Source organism: Bacillus sp. C1, assembly GCF_054570475.1.
In genome coordinates this window covers 314,554-339,873 of record NZ_JBTMZT010000003.1, presented here as the reverse complement: position 1 = coordinate 339,873, position 25,320 = coordinate 314,554, and the positions used below count along the sequence as shown (strand labels likewise).

22 protein-coding genes and 1 riboswitch are annotated in these 25,320 nt (G+C 35.2%); of the genes, 14 read left to right on the top strand and 8 right to left on the bottom strand.

What is annotated here, in order from left to right; genetic code table 11:
- Positions 1-53: 53 nt before the first annotated feature.
- Positions 54-752: a Type 1 glutamine amidotransferase-like domain-containing protein gene (locus ACX5JI_RS12600; protein WP_459501385.1), complete on the bottom strand. Its 699-nt coding sequence runs from the start codon at positions 750-752 to the stop codon at positions 54-56.
- 198 nt (positions 753-950) lie between these two features.
- A riboswitch (cyclic di-AMP (ydaO/yuaA leader) is annotated at positions 951-1,094 on the top strand.
- Positions 1,095-1,203: 109 nt separating this feature from the next.
- Between ACX5JI_RS12600 and kdpA the strand changes: the two genes are divergently transcribed.
- A complete protein-coding gene (gene kdpA / locus ACX5JI_RS12595; protein WP_459501384.1) occupies positions 1,204-2,871 on the top strand; it encodes a potassium-transporting ATPase subunit KdpA in 1,668 nt (555 codons plus the stop codon).
- A 76-nt stretch (positions 2,872-2,947) separates the two neighbouring features.
- Here kdpA and ACX5JI_RS12590 read toward each other — a convergent pair whose 3' ends face one another.
- Positions 2,948-3,493: a helix-turn-helix domain-containing protein gene (locus ACX5JI_RS12590; protein ID WP_459501382.1), complete on the bottom strand. Its 546-nt coding sequence runs from the start codon at positions 3,491-3,493 to the stop codon at positions 2,948-2,950.
- A 150-nt stretch (positions 3,494-3,643) separates the two neighbouring features.
- Between ACX5JI_RS12590 and dsdA the strand changes: the two genes are divergently transcribed.
- Positions 3,644-4,990: a D-serine ammonia-lyase gene (gene dsdA, locus ACX5JI_RS12585; RefSeq protein WP_459501381.1), complete on the top strand. Its 1,347-nt coding sequence runs from the start codon at positions 3,644-3,646 to the stop codon at positions 4,988-4,990.
- A 364-nt stretch (positions 4,991-5,354) separates the two neighbouring features.
- Positions 5,355-6,602 carry a DUF445 domain-containing protein gene (locus ACX5JI_RS12580; RefSeq protein WP_459501379.1) on the top strand — a complete coding sequence of 416 codons (1,248 nt, stop codon included), beginning with the start codon at positions 5,355-5,357 and terminating at the stop codon, positions 6,600-6,602.
- A gap of 44 nt (positions 6,603-6,646) precedes the next feature.
- Here ACX5JI_RS12580 and ACX5JI_RS12575 read toward each other — a convergent pair whose 3' ends face one another.
- The 4 genes from ACX5JI_RS12575 to ACX5JI_RS12560 are packed head-to-tail and all read right to left on the bottom strand — an operon-like array spanning position 6,647 to position 9,648.
- Positions 6,647-7,603, bottom strand: coding sequence for a LiaF transmembrane domain-containing protein (locus ACX5JI_RS12575; protein WP_459501378.1), 957 nt, complete (start codon positions 7,601-7,603; stop codon positions 6,647-6,649).
- Positions 7,600-8,670, bottom strand: coding sequence for a hypothetical protein (locus ACX5JI_RS12570; RefSeq protein ID WP_459501377.1), 1,071 nt, complete (start codon positions 8,668-8,670; stop codon positions 7,600-7,602). Before ACX5JI_RS12570 ends, ACX5JI_RS12575 begins: the two co-directional genes overlap by 4 nt.
- Positions 8,663-9,106 (bottom strand): magnesium transporter CorA family protein, encoded by a 444-nt coding sequence (locus ACX5JI_RS12565; RefSeq protein WP_459501376.1) that lies wholly within the window; start codon positions 9,104-9,106, stop codon positions 8,663-8,665. Before ACX5JI_RS12565 ends, ACX5JI_RS12570 begins: the two co-directional genes overlap by 8 nt.
- Positions 9,103-9,648: an RNA polymerase sigma factor gene (locus ACX5JI_RS12560; protein WP_459501602.1), complete on the bottom strand. Its 546-nt coding sequence runs from the start codon at positions 9,646-9,648 to the stop codon at positions 9,103-9,105. The genes ACX5JI_RS12565 and ACX5JI_RS12560 overlap by 4 nt, the downstream gene beginning before the upstream one ends.
- Positions 9,649-9,866: 218 nt before the next feature.
- Here ACX5JI_RS12560 and ACX5JI_RS12555 point away from each other — a divergent pair, with 218 nt between their 5' ends.
- From ACX5JI_RS12555 to ACX5JI_RS12530, 6 genes are all read left to right on the top strand, one after another.
- The gene (locus ACX5JI_RS12555; RefSeq protein ID WP_459501601.1) at positions 9,867-10,505 is read left to right on the top strand and encodes a response regulator transcription factor; all 639 of its coding nucleotides are present in this window, start codon (positions 9,867-9,869) and stop codon (positions 10,503-10,505) included.
- Between the two features lie 4 nt (positions 10,506-10,509).
- Positions 10,510-11,613, top strand: a complete 1,104-nt coding sequence (locus ACX5JI_RS12550; RefSeq protein WP_459501375.1) for a sensor histidine kinase — start codon at positions 10,510-10,512, stop codon at positions 11,611-11,613.
- A gap of 272 nt (positions 11,614-11,885) precedes the next feature.
- Entirely contained in the window at positions 11,886-12,824 is a 939-nt protein-coding gene (locus tag ACX5JI_RS12545) for an ABC transporter ATP-binding protein (protein WP_459501374.1), read from the top strand.
- A gap of 29 nt (positions 12,825-12,853) precedes the next feature.
- Positions 12,854-13,963 carry an ABC transporter permease gene (locus tag ACX5JI_RS12540; protein WP_459501373.1) on the top strand — a complete coding sequence of 370 codons (1,110 nt, stop codon included), beginning with the start codon at positions 12,854-12,856 and terminating at the stop codon, positions 13,961-13,963.
- A 1-nt stretch (position 13,964) separates the two neighbouring features.
- On the top strand, positions 13,965-15,110 hold the full coding sequence (locus ACX5JI_RS12535; RefSeq protein WP_459501372.1) for an ABC transporter permease: 1,146 nt from the start codon (positions 13,965-13,967) through the stop codon (positions 15,108-15,110).
- A 109-nt stretch (positions 15,111-15,219) separates the two neighbouring features.
- Positions 15,220-16,431 (top strand): phospholipase D-like domain-containing protein, encoded by a 1,212-nt coding sequence (locus tag ACX5JI_RS12530; protein WP_459501371.1) that lies wholly within the window; start codon positions 15,220-15,222, stop codon positions 16,429-16,431.
- A gap of 90 nt (positions 16,432-16,521) precedes the next feature.
- On the opposite strand, the gene ACX5JI_RS12525 is transcribed toward ACX5JI_RS12530, so the two are convergent.
- Positions 16,522-16,953 carry a GNAT family N-acetyltransferase gene (locus ACX5JI_RS12525; protein ID WP_459501369.1) on the bottom strand — a complete coding sequence of 144 codons (432 nt, stop codon included), beginning with the start codon at positions 16,951-16,953 and terminating at the stop codon, positions 16,522-16,524.
- Positions 16,954-17,173: 220 nt separating this feature from the next.
- Positions 17,174-17,917 (bottom strand): UMP kinase, encoded by a 744-nt coding sequence (gene pyrH, locus ACX5JI_RS12520; protein WP_459501368.1) that lies wholly within the window; start codon positions 17,915-17,917, stop codon positions 17,174-17,176.
- A gap of 515 nt (positions 17,918-18,432) precedes the next feature.
- Between pyrH and ACX5JI_RS12515 the strand changes: the two genes are divergently transcribed.
- The 5 genes from ACX5JI_RS12515 to ACX5JI_RS12495 all read left to right on the top strand — a co-directional run bounded on the left by ACX5JI_RS12515 (position 18,433) and on the right by ACX5JI_RS12495 (position 25,269).
- Positions 18,433-19,704, top strand: a complete 1,272-nt coding sequence (locus tag ACX5JI_RS12515) for a cation:dicarboxylate symporter family transporter (RefSeq protein WP_459501367.1) — start codon at positions 18,433-18,435, stop codon at positions 19,702-19,704.
- 23 nt (positions 19,705-19,727) lie between these two features.
- Positions 19,728-21,167 carry an aspartate ammonia-lyase gene (gene aspA / locus ACX5JI_RS12510; RefSeq protein ID WP_459501365.1) on the top strand — a complete coding sequence of 480 codons (1,440 nt, stop codon included), beginning with the start codon at positions 19,728-19,730 and terminating at the stop codon, positions 21,165-21,167.
- A 52-nt stretch (positions 21,168-21,219) separates the two neighbouring features.
- Positions 21,220-22,953: an oxaloacetate-decarboxylating malate dehydrogenase gene (malS, locus tag ACX5JI_RS12505; RefSeq protein WP_459501600.1), complete on the top strand. Its 1,734-nt coding sequence runs from the start codon at positions 21,220-21,222 to the stop codon at positions 22,951-22,953.
- A 77-nt stretch (positions 22,954-23,030) separates the two neighbouring features.
- A complete protein-coding gene (locus tag ACX5JI_RS12500; RefSeq protein ID WP_459501364.1) occupies positions 23,031-24,332 on the top strand; it encodes an ATP-binding protein in 1,302 nt (433 codons plus the stop codon).
- Positions 24,333-24,336: 4 nt separating this feature from the next.
- Complete coding sequence (locus ACX5JI_RS12495) at positions 24,337-25,269, top strand: response regulator (RefSeq protein WP_459501363.1); 933 nt, start codon at positions 24,337-24,339, stop codon at positions 25,267-25,269.
- Positions 25,270-25,320: the final 51 nt, after the last annotated feature.

Here is a 25,320-nt window from a genome sequence, read left to right as displayed (position 1 = left end):
AAAAGTGTCCCTTAGCCTTCTAGTTTAGGGACACTTTTATTATATGTGCGTACTCATAAATAACTTTTTAAAGTTACATCAAAATGGTGTCTCATAAGTTTTCCATTATACATATAGAATTCCCATGCTTTCTCTGGATCTCCGATAATCTCAAAGGAATTTTCGGTTATATATAAAGCACAGTTATCTTCTAAAGCGATTCCTTCTATATTACGTGCATGGTTTTGTAAGAATAAATGGAAAGCAGTTGCTCGATCTGGTTGATTGTAGTGGGGACAAAAGTGTTTGTTTAGTGTATTCCAGCCATTGCTTTCTATATAGCCTTCTCCCTTATAGTTAGAACGAATTCCAGTTGTAAACCAGCACATAGCACCAGCGCTATATCCCGCAATGAACGTCCCGCCTTGCAGGGCTGCTATTAACTTCTCGTCTATTTTGTTTTCTTTCCACTTTTCCAGCATAGTGATATAATTTCCTCCGCCGAGATAGATGAAATCGGCAGAATGAATCATTTCACTTACTTCTACTTCGTTAACATTTTCTTTTATACAGCGCAGAATGTGAACATCACACCGTAACTGCTTTTCAAATGTTTCTCTAAAGTCTTTTATATACCCTTCATCGTCATTACTTGCTGTTGGGATAAATAATATTTTTGGAGATTGTTTTCCAGTTAACTCGATAAGTCGTTGATTAATATGGAAATGATCTGTTTGTTCAAAGTAACCTCCACCAATTACAGCTAACTTCATAATGAAGCACCACCTAATAGAGTTTTGTTACTTGTAGAATTTCGCTGTAGAAGAGTTTCATTCCTGCTGTAACAATTCATATTTACAGCAGGAATGAAGAAGTTTATATTATTTAAATATTTCATCTTTTCTTTCTTTACAACGATCATTTAGAAGAGTATATTAACAATCAGAATAGCTCAATATAGATTTTTCAGCCAAATATAATCGCTTAATCCACTTTAGGAGCGGGGGAACCGAATTTGTGCATGTGTCACTAGGGGTGAATCCTTTTTATAGGTAGGGCTACTCTCAAGGTCCGAATCCGACAGCTAACCTCGTCAGCGTTTTGAGAGGGGGGACTTGTGTGTAAAAAACACTAGGTGCAACCTGGTGTTTTCTTTTTATTCTCTTAAAGGTAAAAAATAACATTTTTTTATTGCGTGTAATAGAAAGAGAGAGGAGAAAAAGGATGAACTGGCTTACAAGTCTAATTACAATTGGCTTATTCGTAATTGTTGCAAAACCAATGGGAGATTATATATACAATGCTTTTCAGAGGAAGGAAGGGCTTCAAAGGGTATTTGGTCCCTTGGAAAAAATATTATTTAAAGTTGCTGGGATTAAAGGACATAATCAAAGCTTCAAGAAATATATGCTGTGTTTGATCATTACAAATTGTTTCTTTATTTTTTCTGTTTATTCTATATTTCGATTACAAGGGTTTCTGCCGTTAAACCCTAATCATTTTATGGGCTTAGAACCAACATTAGCTTTTCATACAGCAATTACATTTATGACAAACGCTAATTTACAGCACTATGGAGGAGAGAGTAGTTTATCCAATTTCTCTCAAATGGTGGGCGTAACGTTCATGATGTTTGCGGCACCTGCAACTTCAATGGCGGTTGGTATTACGTTTATTCGTGTGTTAGCGGGTAAAAGAATAGGTAACTTTTTTGTTGATTTTGTACAATCGATTACAAGAATATTATTGCCAATTTCATTTGTGGCATCGCTCATATTTATATTGTTAGGAATACCACAAACACTTGATTCAACAGTCATTGTGAAAACATTAGAAGAGGGAGTGCAAGCAATTCCTCGTGGCCCAGTAGCGTCTTTACTTTCTATTAAAGAACTTGGTGACAATGGAGGAGGTTTTTTTGGAACAGTTTCTGCACATCCTTTTGAAAACCCTAATATGATGAGTAACGTGCTGCAAATGATGTTACAAATGTTAATTCCAATGGCCTTTCCTTTTGTATATGGAAGAATGGTCGGCAATCGGAAACAAGGTAAAATATTTTTTGTAGCAATGCTTATTCTTTTCGTCATTGGATTTTGTACGCTTGCTATATCTGAATTAAAGGGGAACCCATTATTAAATCAATTAGGGTTAGAACATTCACAAGGAAATATGGAAGGGAAAGAAACACGGCTTGGTGTTATATCATCTGCTTTATATGCAACTGTTACAAGTGCTTCTGGAACAGGCGGTGTAAATACAACGCATGATACATTAACACCAATTGGCGGGATGGTTCCACTTATAAACATGCTGTTAGGTACTGTGTTTGGAGGAATTGGACTAGGGTTTATAAATATTATCATGTATGCGATGATTACTGTATTTTTAGCCGGACTCATGGTGGGGCGTACACCGGAGTTCCTTAATAAAAAATTAGAGGGAAAAGAAATGAAATTAATAGCGATTACAATTGTATCTCAGCCATTACTGATTCTTGGGGCTGCAGCGCTTGCATTTTCTACTCATCTTGGAACAGATGCAATTTCTAATCCTGGTTTTCATGGTTTGACACAAGTTATATATGAGTATACATCGTCTGCCGTTAACAATGGATCTGGATTTGAAGGACTAAAAGATAATACACCATTTTGGAATATCTCATCAGGAATTGTTATGTATATTGGTCGGTATTTCGGTGTAATTACAATGCTTGCTGTTGCAGTGGGGCTCAAAAAGAAAAAGATTGTACCTGAGACTATAGGAACATTCCGAACTGATAATCGGTTGTTTGGTGGGATTTTATTAGGCACTATATTTATAATCGGTGCACTCACATTTTTGCCAGTGCTCGTACTTGGACCAATCGCTGAATTTTTGACTATATCATAACTGCGTTGCATTAAAAAAGAAGGGCAATACATATTACGTATGTATCGCCCTTTTACTCTGTTTTTAGCTGGGTGTGTTAGAAGATAGGTGGAGTAACTGAAAATAAGACAATGGCATTTTGATTAAAATTATTTACCCATTTATGTTTGAAATACGCTGGTATTTTTACACTATCACCAGTTTCTAATATATACTCTTCTTCATCTAAATACACCGTAATTTTTCCTTCTAAAACAAATGCTAATTCTTCTCCTTTATGCTCTAGAAGACTTTCCGAGGAAGAATTGTTCGGAGGTACAGTCATAATTGTTGTTGCTAAAGTTCCTGTGAAATCTGGTGATAACAATTCATAGGATAAATTATCAATAATCATTTTTTTTCGTTTATTGGAACGTACGATGAGATCGTCTGTATTTGTTTCTTCTAGTAAAAAACTAAATGTCGGAACATCAAGCGCTTTAGCTAATACTTTCAATGTTTGGATGGAAGGATTAGCGGAACCACGTTCAATTTGACTTAGCATAGACGGTGTAATTTCAGCCATCTTTGCTAGTTCTTTACTACTTAAGCCTTTTTCTTTTCTTTGTTTTTCGATTTTTTTACCGATATCTATATTTTCCATAGTTTATTCTCCTTTATAACAATTTAATTATATTTAAAATAATTAAATTAAAATTAACATAAAGTTATTTTTTTGTGTTAAACTGTATTAAAATTAATTTAATTATAATTTATTATACAACTGGCTACAAGGAGATAAGGAGGAAGAGAAATGAAGGGGCTAGAGGAATTGAGAGAACAACATCCGCTATTAAACAATTTAATTGTATTGGATGAAACATTTTGGTTAAATCCAAATATTAGGAGGTTCCAAACAGCGATACAAGCTTCTCCGCTTACAAAGGACGATGTAAAAGATGCTGAAGAGAGATTAAAGCGTTTCGCACCATATATTGCAAAAGTGTTTCCAGAAACGAAAGGAACAAATGGAATTATAGAATCACCTTTAGTGAAAATACCGTCTATGAAACGTTCTTTAGAGAAAACTTATGAGCAATCTATATTAGGGGAATTATTACTAAAATGTGATAGTCACCTTCCGATATCGGGTTCAATCAAAGCTAGAGGTGGCATTTATGAAGTGTTGAAACACGCGGAAAAATTAGCTTTTCAGCACGAAATGTTAACGGAGCAAGATGATTATTCAATTTTAGATAGTGATAGATTTAGAGACTTTTTCGCAGCGTTCTCTATTGCGGTAGGATCAACTGGGAATTTAGGGCTTAGTATCGGTATTATGAGTGCTAAGTTAGGCTTTCATGTAACAGTTCACATGTCAGCTGATGCAAAGCGATGGAAAAAAGATTTACTAAGAAGTAAAAATGTAACGGTTATTGAATATGAAGCAGACTATAGTAAAGCAGTAGAAGAGGGGAGATTGCAAGCAGATGCAGATCCTCATTGTTACTTTGTTGATGATGAAAATTCTCATGATTTATTTTTAGGGTACGCAGTGGCAGCGTCTCGATTGCAAAAACAGTTAGAAGAGTTAGAGATTGTAGTAGATGAAGAACATCCTTTATTCGTTTACCTTCCGTGCGGAGTAGGTGGTGGACCTGGGGGAGTAGCATTTGGTTTAAAGTTATTGTATCAAGACAATGTCCATTGCTTCTTTGCCGAGCCTACTCATTCACCATGTATGTTACTTGGTTTAATGACTGGGCTTCATGATAAAATCGCGGTTCAAGATATTGGTATCGATAATGTAACAGATGCGGATGGTCTTGCGGTAGGAAGGCCATCTGGATTTGTTGGCAAAACGATGGAACCATTTTTAAGTGGGAATTATACAGTTAGTGATGAAGAGCTGTATAAGTTGTTAAAAGAGCTTGCTAATACAGAAAAAATTTACTTAGAACCTTCTGCACTAGCAGGGATGATAGGGCCGGTCAAATTATGTAAAGAAGGAAAAGAGTATTTGCAAAAGCATCATGTAACAGAAAAAGTAAGGCAAGGTACACATATCGTTTGGGGAACTGGTGGTAGTATGGTTCCTAAAGAAGTGATGATGCAATATTATCAAAAGGGTTTGCATGTAGCGTTAGAGGAACGAAAGTAATAAAAGCTGAGGCTTGTCGGGAAACAGGGGCTAGGGGGCTCCTGTTTTTTTGCGTTTTTTGCTGGTTAGTCGATATTCTGAATAACCGGCATATTTAAATTTGAGCCGATAAAATTTCATTCACCACTTCATACGAACAATTCTTGTCTTTTTCATTTTCATTTAAATAAGATTACCGCTAATATTGGATGGAAATCAGTTTAATTTACTGTATATTAAAAGAGCCATTCTAATAAAAGCTAAAATTCTTTGTTATTTTTAGCGCGGTTCATTATAGTATAAGTATAAGCTTTTCTAAAATATAAAGGATTACTAATATAATAAAGAAGCTTCATTTTACATAACAAGAGGATGTGTATAGACAATGTCACTACAGTCAAAATATTTAGCGGGTATTTCCCTTGGTGTAATGGGGGTAGGATTCGCAGCGACCATTCCATTCCAAGGTTCAATGATCGGTACAATTGCACAGGGGGGATTTGAAGCGGGATTAGTTGGTGGACTCGCCGATTGGTTTGCGGTTACGGCTTTATTCCGTCATCCGATGGGGATTCCAATTCCGCACACAGCGCTGCTTCCTAAAAACCGAAAGCGGGTTACAAAAGGGCTCATTTCGACACTGGAAAACGAGTGGCTAACGAAGGAAAGTATAACAAGTAAAGTGAAAGAAATGCAGTTATCGCAAATGGTGTTACAGATAGCAGAAAGAGAATTGCAATCTGATGCTGTGAGAAAAGGGATTGTTACAATTGCTGAAAAAGCGATTCTCCAAATTGATACCGAAAAATTAGCTATTGTCATTGAAAAAGAATTAAAAACATATTTACATACAGTCAATACAGGAAATATACTAAAAGTCCTGATTGACCAATTGGTTGTACAAGAATACGATGAAAAAACACTTGATTATATGTTAGTCAAAGCGAAAGAATGGACAGCGCAAGATGAAGCACGTTATCAGCTCGGAAGCTTAGGGATGAAAGCGATGGAAAATATAAAGGTAGATGGATTTTTACAGTTTACTCTTAAATCGTTCATGAATATTGTAGATGAAGATAAAATCGGAGGGATTTTGCAGAAGTTTGTAATTAGTAACATAAGTAGTTTGCAGGATCATGATAATAGTACGAGACAGCTTATATTAATGAAACTTCGTCAAGAGCTTATTCAGGTTAAGGAAAATGAAGCAGTATTACGAGAATTAGAAAAGTGGAAAGAAAACTGGATCACAAATTGGAATGCTGCTGAGAAAATAACAGAATTGCTAGGACAGGCACAAGAAAAAGCAGTTACTTTTATTAAAAAAGAAGAATTTGCAGATAGATACCTTCTTCCATTTTTAACGGAACAAATGAACAAAGTGAAAGAAGAGCCGGTAACTGTTCAAAAAATGGAAGACTGGTTACAAAAGCAAATTGTAAAACTTGTTGAAAACAATCATTCTAAGATCGGAAAGCTTGTACAAGAAAATCTTGATAAATTAGATGATAAAATGCTCATCGAAATGATTGAAAATAACGTTGGGAAAGATTTGCAATGGATTCGTGTGAATGGTGCGGTTTGTGGGTTTATGATTGGAATAGCTTTAGAGGGAATTAAAGCACTTATATGAAAAAAACTTCCACATGATATGAATGTGGAAGTTTTTTTCGACTTTTACTGTTCTAGAATGCTCATGTCTATATGATAAGCTTTTTGAATGTTTAGCTGGTATGTACCGTTACCAGTTTTTATTGTATTTTTGTACCATTGTTCTTTCTCGCTTGATTCGGGCTTCTCTTCTGAAGAATTATTTTCTCTTTTCGTTAGTTCTTCTACATGTTCCCAAGGTAGATTTCCATGCGCTTCTTTTTGATTTGTTACCGCAGATAGTGTGATATCGCTATCTTTTACAAGATGAACAGATACGTTTGAACGTTCTTGTACAGACCAATTATTTTGTAATTGGCCTGGGTAAAGAGAGAGTTCTCGTTCAGAACTGCGAATTTCCACATTTTTATTTTGCGGGAGGACAAGTGTTGCTGTCATTTTTGACTGTGACGCAAAGAATTTATGGTGAACAGGTAATGGTTTTACTGTTACATACATCGTTTCACCAACTGTTTGAACCGTCATGAAATCGTCTTGTTGTAATTTGTCCTTTTCATTTTCTTTCATAGTCATTTCATATGTTCCTAATAAATGTACTTTATTACTATTACTCCCTTCTATTGTAAGAGGATGATTACTCGTATTAACAACAACCTTTTTAATAGAGTCAGGAATGTCATGTTGTACTTCTGGGATGTTATTCGTTTGTTCGGTTGTATCGATAGAATAACGAATTTCTTCTAGTAATCCAGTGGATAACAAGAAAGAGAAGGCAATGCCAATCGTTCCTAACAGGCCAATAAAGAAAATGCTAAATATATCATATTTAATAATAGGCTGTTCTTTTTTAGAGAATGTAACATATAGTAAAATTTCGATGCCAAGTACAATGAATAAAATGGGCCACCATGCTGTTAAATGATCAAATGTTTGTGTACCCTTTATCGTTGAAAATAATAAGAAACAACCTAATGTAATAATTGAAATCCCCATAGATATCGTTCCAACACGCCATGTTCTCATTCTTTCGCACCGCCTTTTTTCTCTTTATTTCCTAGTAATAATTTAAAGCCACCACCAATTAAAAGAAGAGCAACGATAGATGTTTGGAAATAGCGATAATATAGTTCGCTAAGATGAACATGAAATATAGCAGCGAAATAATCATCTAAAATAGGAAGGAGAGTTTGATCTAATAAATAGTAGCTTCCTAATGCGACAAGTCCAATGCCGAGCCATTTTTGATGATTAATAAAATAGTCAATAATAGGTGTGTCTTGTAAGTCTTCTTTTCCGTATTTGGCGGTTTGCTGTAATGTATCAAAAAAACTATAAAACCAAATGATAGGTACTAAAAATAAGAAGGCTGATAACCTTAATAGATCAAGCAAATAAATAGAAAGTAAAAAGGCTGCCATGAGCTGAAGGCCACGGCGTTGTAACCCTAAGTACATATGGCCTGCGCCAGGGAACATCGCTAAAATAGAAGCGAAAGTTTTACTTTTTTTTCCTTGTTCTCGGTGCTCTTCAAACTCTTCAAAAATGGTGCGATCAATTAATAGTTCACCGCGTTCTTTTTTTTGTAGTTGCTGAACGGCATCGAAGAAATTATAAATCCATAAAACAGGTAATGTAGCGAGAAAAATAAGGAAGCTTTCTTGAGATGTTAATAGTGTAACGAATATAATCATGCTACCTAAACCTGTAAAAGCGACTAAAAATGTAAGTCCTCGCTGCATAAGTCCTAATTGGAAATGACCAAGTCCAGGGATAATGGACAAGAGAATGATGTAAAATCGTTCGCTTTCTCTATCCGCTTCTGGTGTGTGTTCCTTCTCTTGTTTCCGTGATTGATTCATGATAGAAATAATTAAGTCTATTAGATTTATTGCCCAGACAACCGCTAATAGAAATAGGAGAAGAAAAACAATTCCATGATTTCCAAGGAGGACCGTAAAACCTACCGCAGCGATAAATAATAATAAAGATCCTCCGGCATAGATAATAAAACGTCCAATCTTCTTTAAATATAAATGACCAAGCCCAGGAATTAGCCCTAAAACAAGTGCTAAAAAGGGATTTTTATTCATGTTTTGAACCTCCATTCGTTTTGGATGTATGCAAAGTTTTGTTCAAAAATTGTTGCGAGATTGAAGTCTCATTGTGTTTAGAAGATTTTTCAAAATTAGATGTTGCTGCGAAAATATAATGGAATAGACCACTTACCATAAAAATGAGTGTAGCTGCCGTTGCAATTATGTAGTGAATGAGCGTACGTTGTAGCTGTTTCGACGGTATTATTTCATCAGATTGTAAAGTTTCAAAATTAATTTGTTCCATAACGCCGTTTGTAAATGAATCATCATGTATCATTGGAAGGTTTTCAGTTTGCTCATCAATACTTTCCATGTAACGTGCTAAACAATGCTCGCATTCATAAAGGTGTTCTTCCATAGAATCACGTTCACTGTTTGATATAAGGTCTAAAGTATAATTGCGCCAATCTTCTTTTGAATAATGCGTCATAAAAAATCTTCCTCCTTCCAATGTTTTTTAATCCATTTTCTTGCCCGATACAGCTTCATTTCGACTGTTTTCACTTCGATATTTTGCTGAGCGGCAATTTCTTGATAACTTTTTTCTTCTAAGTAATGTGCAAGAACAACGTTACGATAATTCTCGGGCAATTCTCTTAGTTTTTGAGTAATCAGTACTTTTTGCTCTTTCGTCAGTAACAATGCCTCAATATTATGAGAAGACTTTATACTTTCCTGCGTTTCTTTTGATAAGGAGAGTGCTTCGTTTTCTCGTGCTTTCTTTCTCTTATAATCAATAGCGTGATTTGTGGCAATCCGCGTAATCCACGTTTTGAATCCGCGGAACTGATAATTAGGGAGAGAGGCATAAATTTTTACGAATACTTCTTGTGTGATATCTTGGGCGTCTTCCTCATGTCTTAAAATGGAAAAAATGACTTGAAAAATATAATGACGATATGTTTGCACAAGGATACGAAAGGCGTGCTCACTTCCTTGTTGTGCTTTTTCAATTAATTGTTTTTCCTCAATGGTTCTCTCCCTCCTTTTTGGCGCATTCTATTATATAGACGTAAGAAAGGGGAGGTCCCCCTACACATGATGTAAAAAAAGAATAATATATTTGAAGAGAAGAAGCTACTTCAAAAAGATGCGAAAAAATGTTGTAGAGAAGTATATAATGAGCAATAGGAAATGTTATGTGTAGAAAGGATGTGAATGGTAGTAAGGAAATTCCTCTACTAACAAACATGAAAATAAAAATATTAATAGCTGATGACAATTCGTTTATTAGAGAAGGCATGAAGATTATTTTAAGTACATATGAAGAATTTGTGGTAGTAGAAACAGTAAGTGATGGGAAAGAGGCTCTAAATTATTGTAAAAAAAATGATGTGGATATTGCACTTTTAGATGTTCGGATGCCGAATATGAATGGTGTAGAAGCAACGAAGCTTATTTGTGAAGAGACAAAAACAAAGCCGCTCATTTTAACGACATTTGATGATGATGAGTATATTTTAGAAGCAGTGAAGAATGGAGCGAAAGGTTATTTACTAAAAAATAACGATCCAGAGCGCATTCGAGATGCCATAAAAGGGGTGTACAACGGGCAGACTGTTATGCAAGACGTCGTGCTTGATAAAATTAAGTTCAATTTACTTGAAAGTAAAGAAGAAGAGTCCAAAATAGATAAGACCCTTTTTACAGAAAGAGAACTTAGTATTATTGCTTTAATCGCAAAAGGTTTCTCTAATAAAGAAATTTCAAAGAACCTTTTCATATCAGAAGGAACAATTGCAAACTATATTACATCTATTTTAGGGAAAACAGGTCTTGAGCACCGGACCCAAATTGCGATTTACTATTTAACAGGGAAAGTAGATTGATTGTATGGAGTTTTGGTTAACTGTAAGTAAATTAATTGTCTTTTTATATATAGTGTTCAGTTATATTCACTCAAATGTTACGAACTTACCGTGGGTTATATTTACTTTGCTTTCGTACTTTTGTGTAAACGTGGTAATTTCTATTTTAAAAAAAGATGCTTATAAGAAAATATTAATCGGGATATCAATTGGCATTATCATTTTGTTTACATGGCAGATTCATCCGCTATTCATTTTGTTTTTACCTTTGAACTCTTACGAAATCGTATCTTATTGTATGAAAAAGAAATGGCAGATCTATTTCATTATGATTCTCCCGATTGTTTTTGCTGATGAAAGTGTTCGAATGACATATGGACTTATTGCTACATTTTGTTTTCTTATTGTAACGATGGCAGATCTTTACATAGCACGCTTATTACAGTTTGAGATGCAAAATGATAAGATGCGAAAAGATATGCAACGGCTTACTAAAAGTTTACATGAAAATAAAGAGTATATAAGGCAATCAGAATACACATTTAAGTTAGAGGAGAGAAATCGATTATCGCAAGAAATTCATGATAAAATTGGTCACTCCATGACAGGCGCACTTATTCAGATGGAAGCAGCGAAGAGATTGATGGAACTAGATAAAGTGAAAGCTGCGGAGTTATTGCAAAATGCGATTCATATTTCTAAAGATGGAATTGAAAGTATTAGAATTACCCTTAAAAATATGAAACCACCAACTGAACAAATTGGCATTCATCGTATGAAATTATTCATAGATGAATTTGCGAGCAAGCATGAAATAAAAATTCCGTTTGTGTATAAAGGGAATTTAGATGTGATTTCTCCAATTCAATGGAAGGTCATTGGTGAAAATGTAACGGAAGCATTAACAAATGCAATGAAATATGCAGAAGCAACCGTTGTTTCAATAGATATTCATGTGCTTAACAAGATGGTGAAAGTACAAGTGAAGGATAATGGCAAAGGAGCACCTCTTGTAAAGAAAGGACTTGGGATTATTGGGATGGAGGAACGGACTGCATCCGTGAACGGGACGGTTATTGTAGATGGAACAAGTGGCTTTTCGGTAACGATGTTACTGCCAATTCAGTAATAGAATGGTTCATCACCGTAACATGAGGTTGATTTTTTGAAAATGATTCATTTTTAATATACGGAACGGAAAGAGTCCGCTCGGAGTGGAGTATACACCATCTCTATATGTCACCTCCGGCTTATGGTGATGAATCAATAGAATGAAAGAGATGAAGGATCTCATATGAAAAAAGTGAATATTCTCATGTGAAAAGAATGAACTTCTGCACTGAGCAGGTTCATTCTTTTTGCTTATAATAACAGCAGAGAAACCGAAATAGGGGTGAAATGATGAATACATTGGAAATAAAAAACTTAACGAAAAAATTTGGTGATTTCATCGCGGTAGATAATATGTCGTTAGCTATTAAAGAAGGAGAAATATTTGGATTTTTAGGATCAAATGGTGCTGGTAAAAGTACAACAATTAATATGGTTGCGGGACTGCTGAGAAGTAATGAAGGTGAGATTAGCATACTAGGAAAAAATATAAAGAAACATAGCCGTTTTGCAAAGATGAACATTGGAATTGTTCCGCAAGATATAGCAATTTACGAAGAACTAACTGCTTATGAAAATGTAAAGTTTTTTGCAGGATTGTATGGACTAAGAGGAGCTGAATTAAAGGCAAGAGTAGAAGAAGCTCTTCAGTTTGTAGGGCTTAGTGATAAACATAAAAGTTATCCGAAAAATTTTTCGGGAGGAATGAAGAGAAGGCTGAACATAGCTTGTGCGATTGCACATCGACCGAAGTTAATCATTATGGATGAGCCGACAGTTGGGATTGATCCGCAGTCCAGAAATTATATTCTCCAGTCTGTAAGGAAATTAAATGAGATGGGGAGCACGATTATTTATACGAGTCACTACATGGAAGAAGTAGAAGAGATTTGTACAAAAATTGCGATTGTGGATCACGGTAAAGTAATTGCAGAAGGAACGAAAGAACAATTAAAAGCGATTATTACGGATACGAAAGATATTTGGATTGAAGTGAAGTCAGTTGAAAATATGGACGTAGCTAAATTAAAAGAGATTAATGGTGTTAAGGCGGTTCAAGTTGAAGAAAATGTAATTAAAGTACATTCAGATGCAGGAGTAAATAATTTGAACAAAATGATACAACATTTTATTAATTATGATATTGAAATCCGCTCGTTAGAAGAGCAAGCGCCTAACTTAGAAACAGTATTTCTTACATTAACAGGAAGAAATTTACGGGATAAATAAATTTGGTCATAAAAAGGGAGGTTCATTAATTGAACATCTTCAATATTGCAATTACGCATATGAAAAGAGATTTTCGTGATATAAAAACACTAGTTTTTATGCTGGCATTCCCTATCGTACTTATGCTTATTTTAGGAACAGCGTTAACGAATGCGTTTAATGGTGACAGTCAGTCTATTAAAGATATACAGATATTATATAAAGATGAAGCGAGTAATACATTTTCTCAATCGTTTGAGACATTCGCAAAAGAAGTGAGTGAATCGGGTATTCACTTTAAGAAAGTTTCTAAAGGGATAGATGGAAAAGAAGAAGTGAAACAAAATAAATATGCTGGATATTTGGAAATGAATAAAGACGGTGCAAAATTATATGAGAATGATCGAAATAGCGTGAAAGGAAGTATTATTGAAGGAATGCTGCAGGCGTTTGTTGATAAGTACAATGTAGCAGTCGAAGTGGCGAAAGTGGATCCTAGCAAGGTTAGTACAGTTATTTCAAATGGAAATCATAACGATTATATAAAAGAAACATCTTTAGAAGCTGCTAAAAAACCAAGTTCTATGGATTACTATGCAATTGTAATGACGACAATGATAGCCTTATATGGAGCGCTGGGAGCGAGTCATTTAATTCGTGGAGAACGAATTAGAAAAACGGGAGATCGTTTAATTGCAGCACCTGTTAGTAAAGCGGAAATCTTCATCGGAAAAATACTTGGTAGTCTTGTAGCAAATGCACTTTGCATTTTCCTCGTAATTTTATTTAGTAAATTTGTTTTTAAAGCGAATTGGGGTGACCATCTTGGAATTGTATTGCTTATTTTACTAACAGAAGTATTACTCGCGATTAGTTTCGGATTAGGTATTGGATATATTACGAAGACAGGTGAGGCATCTAAGGCGGTTATTATGGTTGTCGTACAATTAGCTTCTATTTTTGGCGGGGCATATTTCGTAGTTGAAGAAAATATAGTTACAAATTTATCACCATTAACATGGGTGAATACAGCGCTTATGAAAATTATTTATGCGAATGAAGTAGGGGCCGCATTTCCAGTAATCTTTTTAAATCTTGGAATTTCAGCACTTTTCTTATTGATTGCGATTATCGTATTACGTAGACGGGAGGGGCTATAACATGAAAGATATTTTATGGCTCATACAAAAAACATTAACGGTTCTCTTGAAAAATAAAAAAGGGTTACTTATTATTATTGCATTACCGATAGCTGGAGCTCTCATTACTTTTTCGATGTATGGAAATGAAGGACAAAGGACGTTAAATATAGGGGTTGTAAATAAGGATAATCAGTATATAGCAAGTGATACTGTGAAGTTTTTAGAAGGATTAAATCACGTGGAAGTGACTAAAATTAAGGAATCAGAAGCGGCAGATAAGCTTACATCGAAAAAACTTGATGGAGTGATTACGTTAGATGCAGGGTTTTCCGAAAGTGTTCGAAAAGGGAAACCGATCCATATTGAGATTTCATCGATTAAAGGTGATCAAGTAACGGGGTTTATAAAGTCGTATTTGTATCATTATATCGATAATATTACTGCAATGAGTAAAGTAGCACAAAATGATCAAACATTGTTTGATCATATGTATGCAGGCTATCAAAAAAGTGCATTTAAGTTAAAAGCAGAGACACTAGAGGATGCTTCAAAAAACAAAGATATGACGAATCAAACAATTGGTTTCCTTATTATGTTTATGCTATTTTCAGCAGCAAATTTATCAGAACTTATTTTGAAAGAAAAAGAGAATAGAACGTATTTTAGATTACTATCTACACCGATAGATGGGAAGAAATTTATATTATCTAATATGGCTGTTAACATGCTTATTTTAATCGTTCAAATTGTTATCGCAGTATTATGTATGACTAGCGTCTTTCATACGAATATAAACATGCCTTTCATGGTTATGGTTGGTGTATTGATGCTATATGCTTTAGTAGCAATTGGTATGTCACTAGCAATTGTATCTTTTGCGAAAAATACAACTTCTGCAAATGCTATGCAAAATATTATTATTACACCAACATGTTTACTTGCTGGATGCTTCTTTCCGTTTGAGATCATGCCAAACACAGTGCAAAAAATAGCTGATTTTCTTCCACAGCGTTGGTTATTAGATACGATAGGGAAATTACAACAAGGAACACCATTTACAGATTTATATTTAAATATTTTAATTTTGTTTGCTTTTGCAATTGCCTTCTTCTTAATTGCGATTTATAAGTTTGGTCGTAATAATGACGCGAGGAATTTTATTTAATAGAAAGTGATGCGGTACCATGCCGCATCTTTTTTGTCATTTCTCATAAAACATAGTTTTTATTGAAATACTATCCGAAGACAATTATTTTCTACGGAAGGAAAAAGGAATGGTAAAAAAGGTATTACGTATTATTTTTATTATCATTAGCATAGTAATCTTTTTAGTTGTTTGGATGCATATTGATGTAACACTTGGTAGGAAAGTCGAAGCTGATAAAAACCAACAGAAAGAATATGCCGCTCATTATAGCGATTTTCAATTATATGTAGAGGGTAAACCGCTATATCGTCAACTGTTTTCTGATATAAAAGAAGCAAAGCACTCGATTTTTACGTATTTCTATATTATTTCGAATGATGAAAGTAGCCATGTTTTTTTAAATTTGTTAAAAGAAAAAGCAGAAGAAGGGGTAAAAGTATATTTATCGGTTGATTGGATTAATGATTTATCTTTTGAAAGAACATATAAAAAAGAGTTGCAGGCAAGTGGTGTTCATTTTACATATAGTAGGAAACCAGAGTTCCCATTTCTTTTTTATTCACTTCATCATCGCAATCATCGCCGTATTACAACAATAGATGGGAAGATAGGATATAGTGGTGGCTTTAATATAGGTGAGGAATACTTAGGGAAAGATAAGCGTTTTGGATATTGGCGAGATTATCATGTGCGATTGCAGGGAGAAGGAGTAACAGATTTAGAAAGGCAGTTTGCATTAGATTGGAAACGAGATACTTCAGAAGAAATTGTGAGAACAGCTAAGCCTGTGATGAGAGGAAAAACGTTACATACTATGTCTAGTTACAATGGACATGAAGTTGTTACGAAGTATATAGAATTAATAAAACAAGCAAAGCATTCTATCGTGATTGCCACGCCTTATTTTATACCGAGAGATAAAGAAATCATGAGCGCTTTAATTCAGGCACGAAAGCGGGGGGTATCGGTAAAAATACTTTGGTCTTACAAGCCGGACGTGCCGCTTATTAAAGAAGCAGCCTATCCGTATATTCGTCAGTCGATTGAAAATGGAATCGCTGTATATGGATATAAAAAGGGGATGTTTCATGGGAAAGTAATGGTGCTTGACAATGAAATAACGGTGATTGGTACAACAAATTTCACTTCGCGTAGTTTTCATATTAATGATGAAATGGATTTTTACGTATATGGTGGCTCGCTAATTCCTCAAATAAATCAAGCGTTAACAAAAGATTTTCAAGAGTCAAAGGAGATAACGTCATCATTTTTTGACCATTTATCAGTATTAGAGAAGTGCAAAGAAAAAATAGCGTCAGTGTTTAATTACTATTTATAATAAAGTAATTTGTAGTCAAAAACGCTTTGAGAATAAACTCGAAGCGTTTTACTTTTTATGTATAGTATTTTTAAGTCGAGTTCTTAAAAATTAAACCATTAATAAGTCTTTTTTTAAATAGTGATGCTTAAAATCTCTGCCGGCATTAGTAAGGACGCCAAATTCTTGATAACCGTGCTTTTTATAAAAATCTAATGCTTGAAAACTTAAAGTATCTACTTTTATGAAATCACAATTCTTTTCTAAAGCTATTTGTTCGACCTCTAATAAAAGTTTAGTTCCATAACCTAGTTTGCGTATGTCTTCATCAAGTATAAAAGTATGAATCTCTAACCAATTCCAGCAAATTTCACCTAATATTCCTCCGTGAATCGTGTTGTTTTTATCTTTAAGGAATACATGAATTTCCTGATATCTCCCTCTTAAATCTGATGGGAAATGTTTTAAATTATACTCATAAAGTTTAGTATTAACATTGTGTTTATTCGTTACATTTAATTCTTTCGTAATATGTAAATCCATTCATTTTTCCTCCTGCAATTTTTGTGAAATGATGGATAGGAACGAGTACTATCATCTCAATGTATTTATTTTAACATGAAATTTTTAATATTCTGTTTTAATTTAACGATTCAAACGATGTAATAATTAAAAAGTGAGAATACTTTCTAGAAAGTGTAAGGTGTGGTGAAATGCCACACCTATACAACCTAGTATTTCGTTTGAGTTATTGCTAAAATAGTTATTTTTCTTCTGCTAGTTCTGTCGATTCATGATTAATTAACGTGCCAATATGCTCGCCTAAGCATATTTTCTTCATAACCCCGGGTTCGTCGAAATTAAAAACATGAGTTGGTAAATGATAGTCACGAGCAAGTAATAAGGCTGATTGGTCCATTACTGTGATGTTGTTACGAACAACGTCATTATAATTTAAATAACGATACATTTTTGCTGATTTATTTCGTTTTGGATCACTTGTGAAGACGCCATTTACACCTTGTTTTGCGACTAAAATCGCGTCAGAATTCATTTCAATTGCCCGCTGGACACTTGGATAATCGGTGGTAACGAACGGTTGCCCGTTTCCACCGCCAAAGATGACAATATGTCCTTTTTCTAAATGGTGAACGGCTCGTAAGCGAATATAGGGTTCTGCCACCGCTGTAAATGGGATAGATGTCATAACACGCACTTCTTTATCTGTCTTACTTGTAAGTACGCCGCGTAGCATTAAACTATTCATAATTGTACCTAACGTCCCTATATTATCCGCTTCCACGCGGTCAATCCCCCATTCCTCAGCTAAATTGCCTCTGAAAATGTTACCTCCGCCAACGACAAGAGAGACTTCAATACCTAAATCGACAATTGATAAAATCTCAGTCGCGATATGTTCTAAACGTTTGGAACCGAAACTATTTCCATCCTGATCAGCTAGAGCGCCGCCGCTGAGTTTAATTAAAACACGATTATATGGATTCATAATCATCACTCCTTATTTCATGCAAAGTTTTTCTCAGTGGAGTCGGTAGCTATCACTGAGAATTAGTCCGCATCATATGGGGTTTTTATAGGTAGTGTATTCTTGATCTAATCGCTTTGCTCATGTGGAATTTTCTGTATGTTAGAAGCGTATGAGGTTGCAATAAAAAAGGAGCAGAGGCGAATGCCTTTGCTCCTTTACAGGAAAATGGAATGAAAAAGGAAGCACTAAAATGAAATCTTTTCTAAGATTCTTCATAGCGTCCACTCCTTTTCATTTCATTTATATTTGAATAAACTTTCTTTTTAGATTATACAAAATAATTTCACTCTTTATCAATGTTTATTTTTATTTTTCGTTTCTAAAAGGTGTCAATGAATAATTAAAGAAAAAAATACGAATTTTTTGTGACGGATCTGTAGGTTTTTGTCTGATTTTGTAGGTTTGCTTATATTATGTGGATATGCTTTTATAAATAAAAATTGAAAGCGTTCGCATGGAAGGAATGAAAGTATATGAAGAAATTCGGATTAGCAACACAGATTTTCGTTGCGCTTGTTTTAGGGATTGTAGTAGGGGCAATCTTTTATGGCAATAACACAGCGCTTTCTTATATCACACCAATTGGGGATATATTTATTCATTTAATTAAGATGATTGTAGTACCAATCGTTATTTCAGCACTGATTGTTGCAGTGGCTGGTGTAGGGGATATGAAAAAGCTTGGTAAATTAGGCGGTAAGACCATTCTTTATTTTGAAATTATTACGACAATCGCGATTTTAATGGGATTAATCGCAGCAAACGTGTTCCATCCAGGAACGGGCGTTGATATGAGTAACTTACAACAAAGTGACATTTCATCATATAAGGAGACGGCTGATACAACACAGAAAAAAGGCTTTGCAGAAACAATTGTTCATATTGTACCAACAAATATTATGCAATCGGTGGCACAAGGAGATTTATTACCGATTATTTTCTTCTCCGTTTTATTTGGTTTAGGGGTTGCAGCAATTGGGGAGAAAGGAAAGCCGGTGTTTAATTTCTTTGAAGGTGTACTTGAAGCGATGTTTTGGGTTACGAATCAAGTTATGAAGTTTGCTCCGTTCGGTGTGTTTGCATTAATTGCTGTGACGGTTGCAAAATTTGGAGTGGCAACGCTTCTTCCTTTAGGAAAATTAGTGCTAGCTGTGTATGTAACTGTTATACTATTCGTTATTGTGGTATTAGGTATTAATGCGCGAATGGTAGGGGTAAATATTTTTACATTAATGAAGATTTTAAAAGAAGAGCTTATCCTTGCGTTCACGACAGCGAGTTCAGAAGCTGTTTTACCAAATATAATGAGAAAAATGGAAGAGTTCGGTTGTCCGAAGGCAGTTGCTTCTTTCGTTATTCCAACGGGCTATACATTTAATTTAACAGGATCAGCCATTTATCAAGCATTAGCGGCATTATTCGTTGCGCAAATGTATGGTGTCCACATGTCATTAACGGAACAAGTTACATTGTTATTCGTTTTAATGTTAACGTCAAAAGGTATGGCAGGAGTTCCTGGCGCTTCATTTGTTGTGGTATTAGCAACATTAGGTTCAATGGGATTACCATTAGAAGGTATCGCATTAATTGCTGGAATTGATCGTATTTTAGACATGATTCGCTCAGCTGTCAATGTGTTAGGAAATGCATTAGCAGCTATCGTTATGTCGAAGTGGGAAGGCGAATTCGATCATGAGAAAGCAACACAATATGTAAAAACTGTTAAGCAAACAGAAGCAGCATAAGAAATAGATAAGGAGTGGTAATTATGGCAACATTAACTGAAACTACAAAAAATGTACGAGTTGAAAAAGACTTTTTAGGTGAAAAAGAAGTGCCAATGCATGCTTATTATGGAGTGCAAACAATGCGCGCTGTAGAGAACTTTCCAATTACAGGATATAAAATTCATGAAGGTTTAATTAAAGCATTGGCGATTGTTAAAAAAGCAGCAGCGCTTGCAAATACAGATGTAGGACGATTGGAACTAATAAAGGGTGGTGCGATTGTAGAGGCTGCGCAAGAAATTCTTGATGGAAAATGGCATGAACATTTTATTGTCGATCCAATCCAAGGCGGTGCAGGAACTTCTATGAATATGAATGCAAATGAAGTCATTGCCAATCGTGCTCTTGAATTATTAGAGAAGGAAAAGGGAGACTACAGTTATATTAGTCCAAATAGTCATGTGAATATGGCGCAGTCAACAAACGACGCATTCCCAACAGCGATTCATATTGCGACATTAAATGCGCTAGAAGTATTATTGCAAACAATGGGTTATATGCATGATGTATTTGAATTAAAAGCACAGCAATTTGATCATGTAATTAAAATGGGACGCACACATTTACAAGATGCTGTACCGATTCGTCTTGGACAAGAATTTAAAGCGTATGCTCGTGTAATTGAACGTGATATAAAACGAATTCAGCAATCTCGTCAACATTTATATGAAGTAAATATGGGGGCGACAGCAGTTGGTACAGGATTAAATGCAGATCCTGAGTACATTGAAGCGGTAGTGAAACATTTAGCTTCAATTAGTGGGTTGCCTCTTGTTGGAGCGGAAGATTTAGTAGATGCAACGCAAAATACAGATGCGTATACAGAAGTATCAGCGGCACTTAAAGTATGTATGATGAATATGTCTAAAATTGCAAATGATTTACGCTTAATGGCATCTGGCCCACGTGTTGGATTAGCAGAGATCATGCTTCCGTCTCGTCAACCTGGTTCATCTATTATGCCAGGGAAAGTAAATCCAGTTATGCCAGAAGTAATTAATCAAATTGCATTCCAAGTAATTGGTAACGATCATACAATTTGTCTTGCTTCAGAAGCTGGACAATTAGAGCTAAATGTTATGGAGCCTGTGCTTGTTTTCAATTTACTTCAGTCTATTAGCATTATGAATAATGGCTTCCGTGCCTTTACAGATAATTGCCTAAAAGGAATTGAAGCGAATGAAGAGCACTTGAAAGAATACGTTGAGAAAAGCGTAGGAATTATTACAGCTGTGAATCCGCATGTTGGATATGAGGCTGCGGCTCGCGTTGCGAAAGAAGCGATTGCAACTGGCCAATCTGTCAGAGCGCTTTGCTTAAAAAATGGTATCTTATCACAAGAAGAATTAGATTTAATTTTAGATCCATATGAAATGACACATCCGGGGATTGCGGGAGCAACTCTTTTAAAGAAAAATTAAAAGAGGAGGGGACATTCCCCTCTTTTTTGTTTACAATATAGAAATGGTATATATTAATAAAGGTAGGGATGGTATGAGTAAATTTACAGTTTCCTCTGATGGGACATTAGAAACAACATTAAGAGGAGTAGAAGTATTAGCAACACCGCTTTTAAATAAAGGTGTCGCTTTCACGCAAGAAGAAAGAGAAGAACTAGGATTAAAAGGGTTATTACCACCTGCGGTATTAACATTAGAAGAGCAAGCACGCCGCGCATATGAACAATTTTGTTCACAGCCGGATGATTTATTGAAGAATGTATATTTAACAGCGTTACATGATCGAAATGAAGTGTTATTTTATCGCTTACTAACAGATCATTTACGTGAGATGCTTCCAATTGTGTATACACCAACGGTTGGTGTAGCCATTCAAAGATATAGTCATGAGTATCGTAAACCGCGCGGAGTTTATTTATCTATTAATGATCCTTCTGGCATAGAAGAAGCGTTTTCTAATATTGGTGCAGCAGCTGACAATGTAGATTTAGTTGTTGTAACAGATGGTGAAGGAATACTAGGAATTGGTGACTGGGGCGTTGGCGGTATTAATATTGCTATCGGAAAGTTAGCAGTTTATACAGCAGCTGTTGGAATCGATCCTAGTCGTGTATTACCTGTTATTTTAGACGTAGGAACGAACCGAGAGGATCTATTAAATAATCCGTTTTATATCGGAAATCGTCATCCGCGTATAACAGGTGAAGCTTACGATACATTTATCGATACATTCGTAAAAGCAGTATGTAACAAGTTCCCGAAAGCATTGTTACACTGGGAAGATTTCAGTTCACATAATGCACGTAGAATTTTAGATAAATACCGCGATCATGTATGTACATTTAATGATGATATTCAAGGAACTGGTGCAGTTTCACTTGCAGCTGTATTATCGGCAGTAAAAGCTTCTCGTGTTCCTTTAGGTGAACATCGCGTTGTAGTATTTGGTGCTGGAACAGCTGGAATTGGGATTGCAGATCAAGTACGAGATGCGATGGTTCGTGCAGGATTATCAGAGAAAGAAGCTAATGAGCGTTTTTGGTGTATTGATCGTAACGGTTTAATTACAGATGATATGGAAGGTCTTCTTGATTTTCAGCTTCCATATACACGTAAGACATCTGAAGTGAGCGGATGGACAAACGGTGACACGATTGGGCTTGCAGAAGTTGTCAAGCATGTAAGGCCAACAATTTTAATTGGTACATCAACAGTAGCTGGTGCTTTTACAGAAGAAATTGTAAAAGAAATGGCTTCTCATACAGAAAGACCAATTATTTTACCGATGTCTAATCCAACACCGCTTGCAGAAGCGAAGCCGGTTGATTTGATACATTGGACAAAAGGAAGAGCACTTGTAGCAACTGGTAGTCCGTTTGAGCCAGTTACATATGATGGTGTTACGTATGTAATCGGACAATCAAATAATGCGCTTATCTTCCCAGGTCTTGGTCTTGGAACAATTGTTGTTCGCGCGAGTGTAATGACGGATGGAATGTTTGCAGCAGCGGCAGAAGCAGTGGCAAGCATGGTAGATACAAGTCAGCTAGGAGCACCTATTCTTCCGGAAGTTGAAGAATTGCGTAACATCTCAGAGATAGTAGCAATTGAAGTGGCGAAAGCAGCGGTTGCTGAAGGTGTTGCACGTGAGGAACTTAGTGAGAATGATATTAGAAAAGCTGTTCAGGAGGCAATGTGGGAACCTAAGTATCGCCAAGTAAAAGCAGCTAAACAGGTAACAATATAGAAAGAAAGCCCGTTTATATGATAAGCGGGCTTTCCTCGTTTCATTTTAATATATTTTATAAATGGGAAGTGGCGTCTTTGAACTGGAGTCAATTGTGGAAGAAAGATATGTCCCTTTTAATTATTTTAATGTTAATCGTTCCGATTGCTGGAGAACTAAATTTTCATCCGTTTAATGATACGTTTCGTGTTAGCTTTGGGACGCCGATTTTTTTCTTTTTGCTACTGTTTTTACGGAAAATACCGGCCGTTTTAGCAGGTACACTCGCTGGATTATCTGTAGTAGGGTTTCGAGTTTGTCTTGATTGGATCATGCAAGGTTCTTTTCATGTAACGGAGTCTTTTTATTTGCGTTATCCAGTCTTCTTTTATTATTTTGTTTATGGAAGTCTTTTTTCATTATGTAGAGTGAATAAATTTCATCAGAAGCCATTTATAATAGGGTGCTTTGGGATTACAATTGAGATAATAGCAAGCATGTCAGAACTAGCTTTTTATAACGTTTTAGTGCTTGGTACAACGATTACGAGTTCAGAAATAAATAAATTGATTATTATTGCTATTTTTCGCAGTTTCTTTGCTCTTGGTTTCTTAAATATGATGAGTTTATATGAAACGAAGTTAAAAGAAGCACAAGTTCGAAAAGAAAATGAAAAGATGTTAATGCATCTTTCTAATTTATATGTAGAATCTGTTCATTTAAAAAAGACACTTCAAAATGCAGAATTCATTACACAAGAAGCGTATCAATTATATCGAAATTTACAAGCTAGTAATGACGCAAGCAGTATCGAAATACATAGTAAGCAAGTATTAAAAGTTGCTGGGGAAGTACATGAAATAAAAAAAGATAATCAAAGAATTTTTGCTGGGTTATCAAAACTTTTATTGGACAAAAACGTATCTGAGTATATAAAAGGCCATGAATTGGTAGAGATGATTGTTAGAATAAACGAGAAGTACGCTCAGTTATTAGGGAAAGAAATAACATTTTCTAAACATATAGAAGGTGAGCACAATGAGTACCATGTGTACACTGTATTGTCGATTTTAAATAACTTAGTGGCGAATGCTGTAGAGGCAATAGAAGGTATCGGTACAGTTGTAATAAAAGTTCATAAACAAGCAGAAACTGTGGTTTTTGAAGTAATAGATAATGGTTCTGGCATTGCACCAAAATATAAAGAATTAGTATTTAAACCAGGATTTACTTCAAAGTATGATCAAACAGGGACACCATCAACAGGAATCGGTTTGTCCTACATAAAAGAGATGGTTGCAGAACTAGGTGGAGAAGTGAACCTTCAAGATGGAGAACGTGCAAGAGGGTGTAAGTTTATTGTGTGTTTACCTGAGTCTAGTTTAATCAGGGAAGGATGATAGAATGTTTTATTACATCGTAGATGATGATGAAGTATTTCGCTCTATGCTATCACAAATTATTGAAGACGGTGATCTTGGAGACGTAGTGGGGGAAGCTGAGGATGGTGCATTTGTAGAAGCAGATCGGCTCAATTTTAAGAAGATAGATATTTTATTTATTGATTTATTAATGCCAATTCGAGATGGGATTGAAACAGTGCGTCATATTTTGCCGGCGTTTACTGGAAAAGTAATTATGATTTCTCAAGTGGAGTCTAAACAGTTAATTGGAGAAGCTTATACACTTGGTGTAGAGTATTATATTACAAAACCACTAAATAAAATTGAAGTTGTATCTGTTGTGCGAAAAGTGATGGAACGGATTCGCTTAGAACGGTCGATACAAGATATTCAAAAGTCATTGAATAACGTCTTTCAATGGGAACAACCGCAAGTTCGAAATGAGTCCGTACAAGAAGAGAAAAAAATAGCGGACTCAGGTCGTTACTTATTATCAGAGCTCGGAATCGCTGGAGAGAATGGAAGTAAAGATTTACTTAGTATGCTTGAATATTTACTGATTCAAGAAAAAGACAAGACGTTTGAATATGGATTTCCAGCATTAAAAGATATTTTCCACCACATTACAGTTAAAAAATTAGGAGCAAATGCTTTGGAAGTAGAAATTGATAAAGAAAGAAAAGCTTCAGAACAAAGAGTACGCCGGGCGATTTATCAATCATTAAATCATTTAGCGTCTCTCGGTTTAACAGACTTTTCGAATCCTAAATTTGAAAGTTACGCTCCGAAATTTTTTGATTTTACCATTGTTCGTAAGCGGATGACAGAAATGACGAAGGAAGAACTAGCAACTCCAGGACATACGAGAATTAATACGAAAAAGTTCATTCAAGTGTTGTATTTTGAGGCGAAGAGGTTGATGGAGATGGAGTAGAAAAGAGGATGCTTATAAATGAGCGTCCTCTTTTCTATAATTGAAATTCTG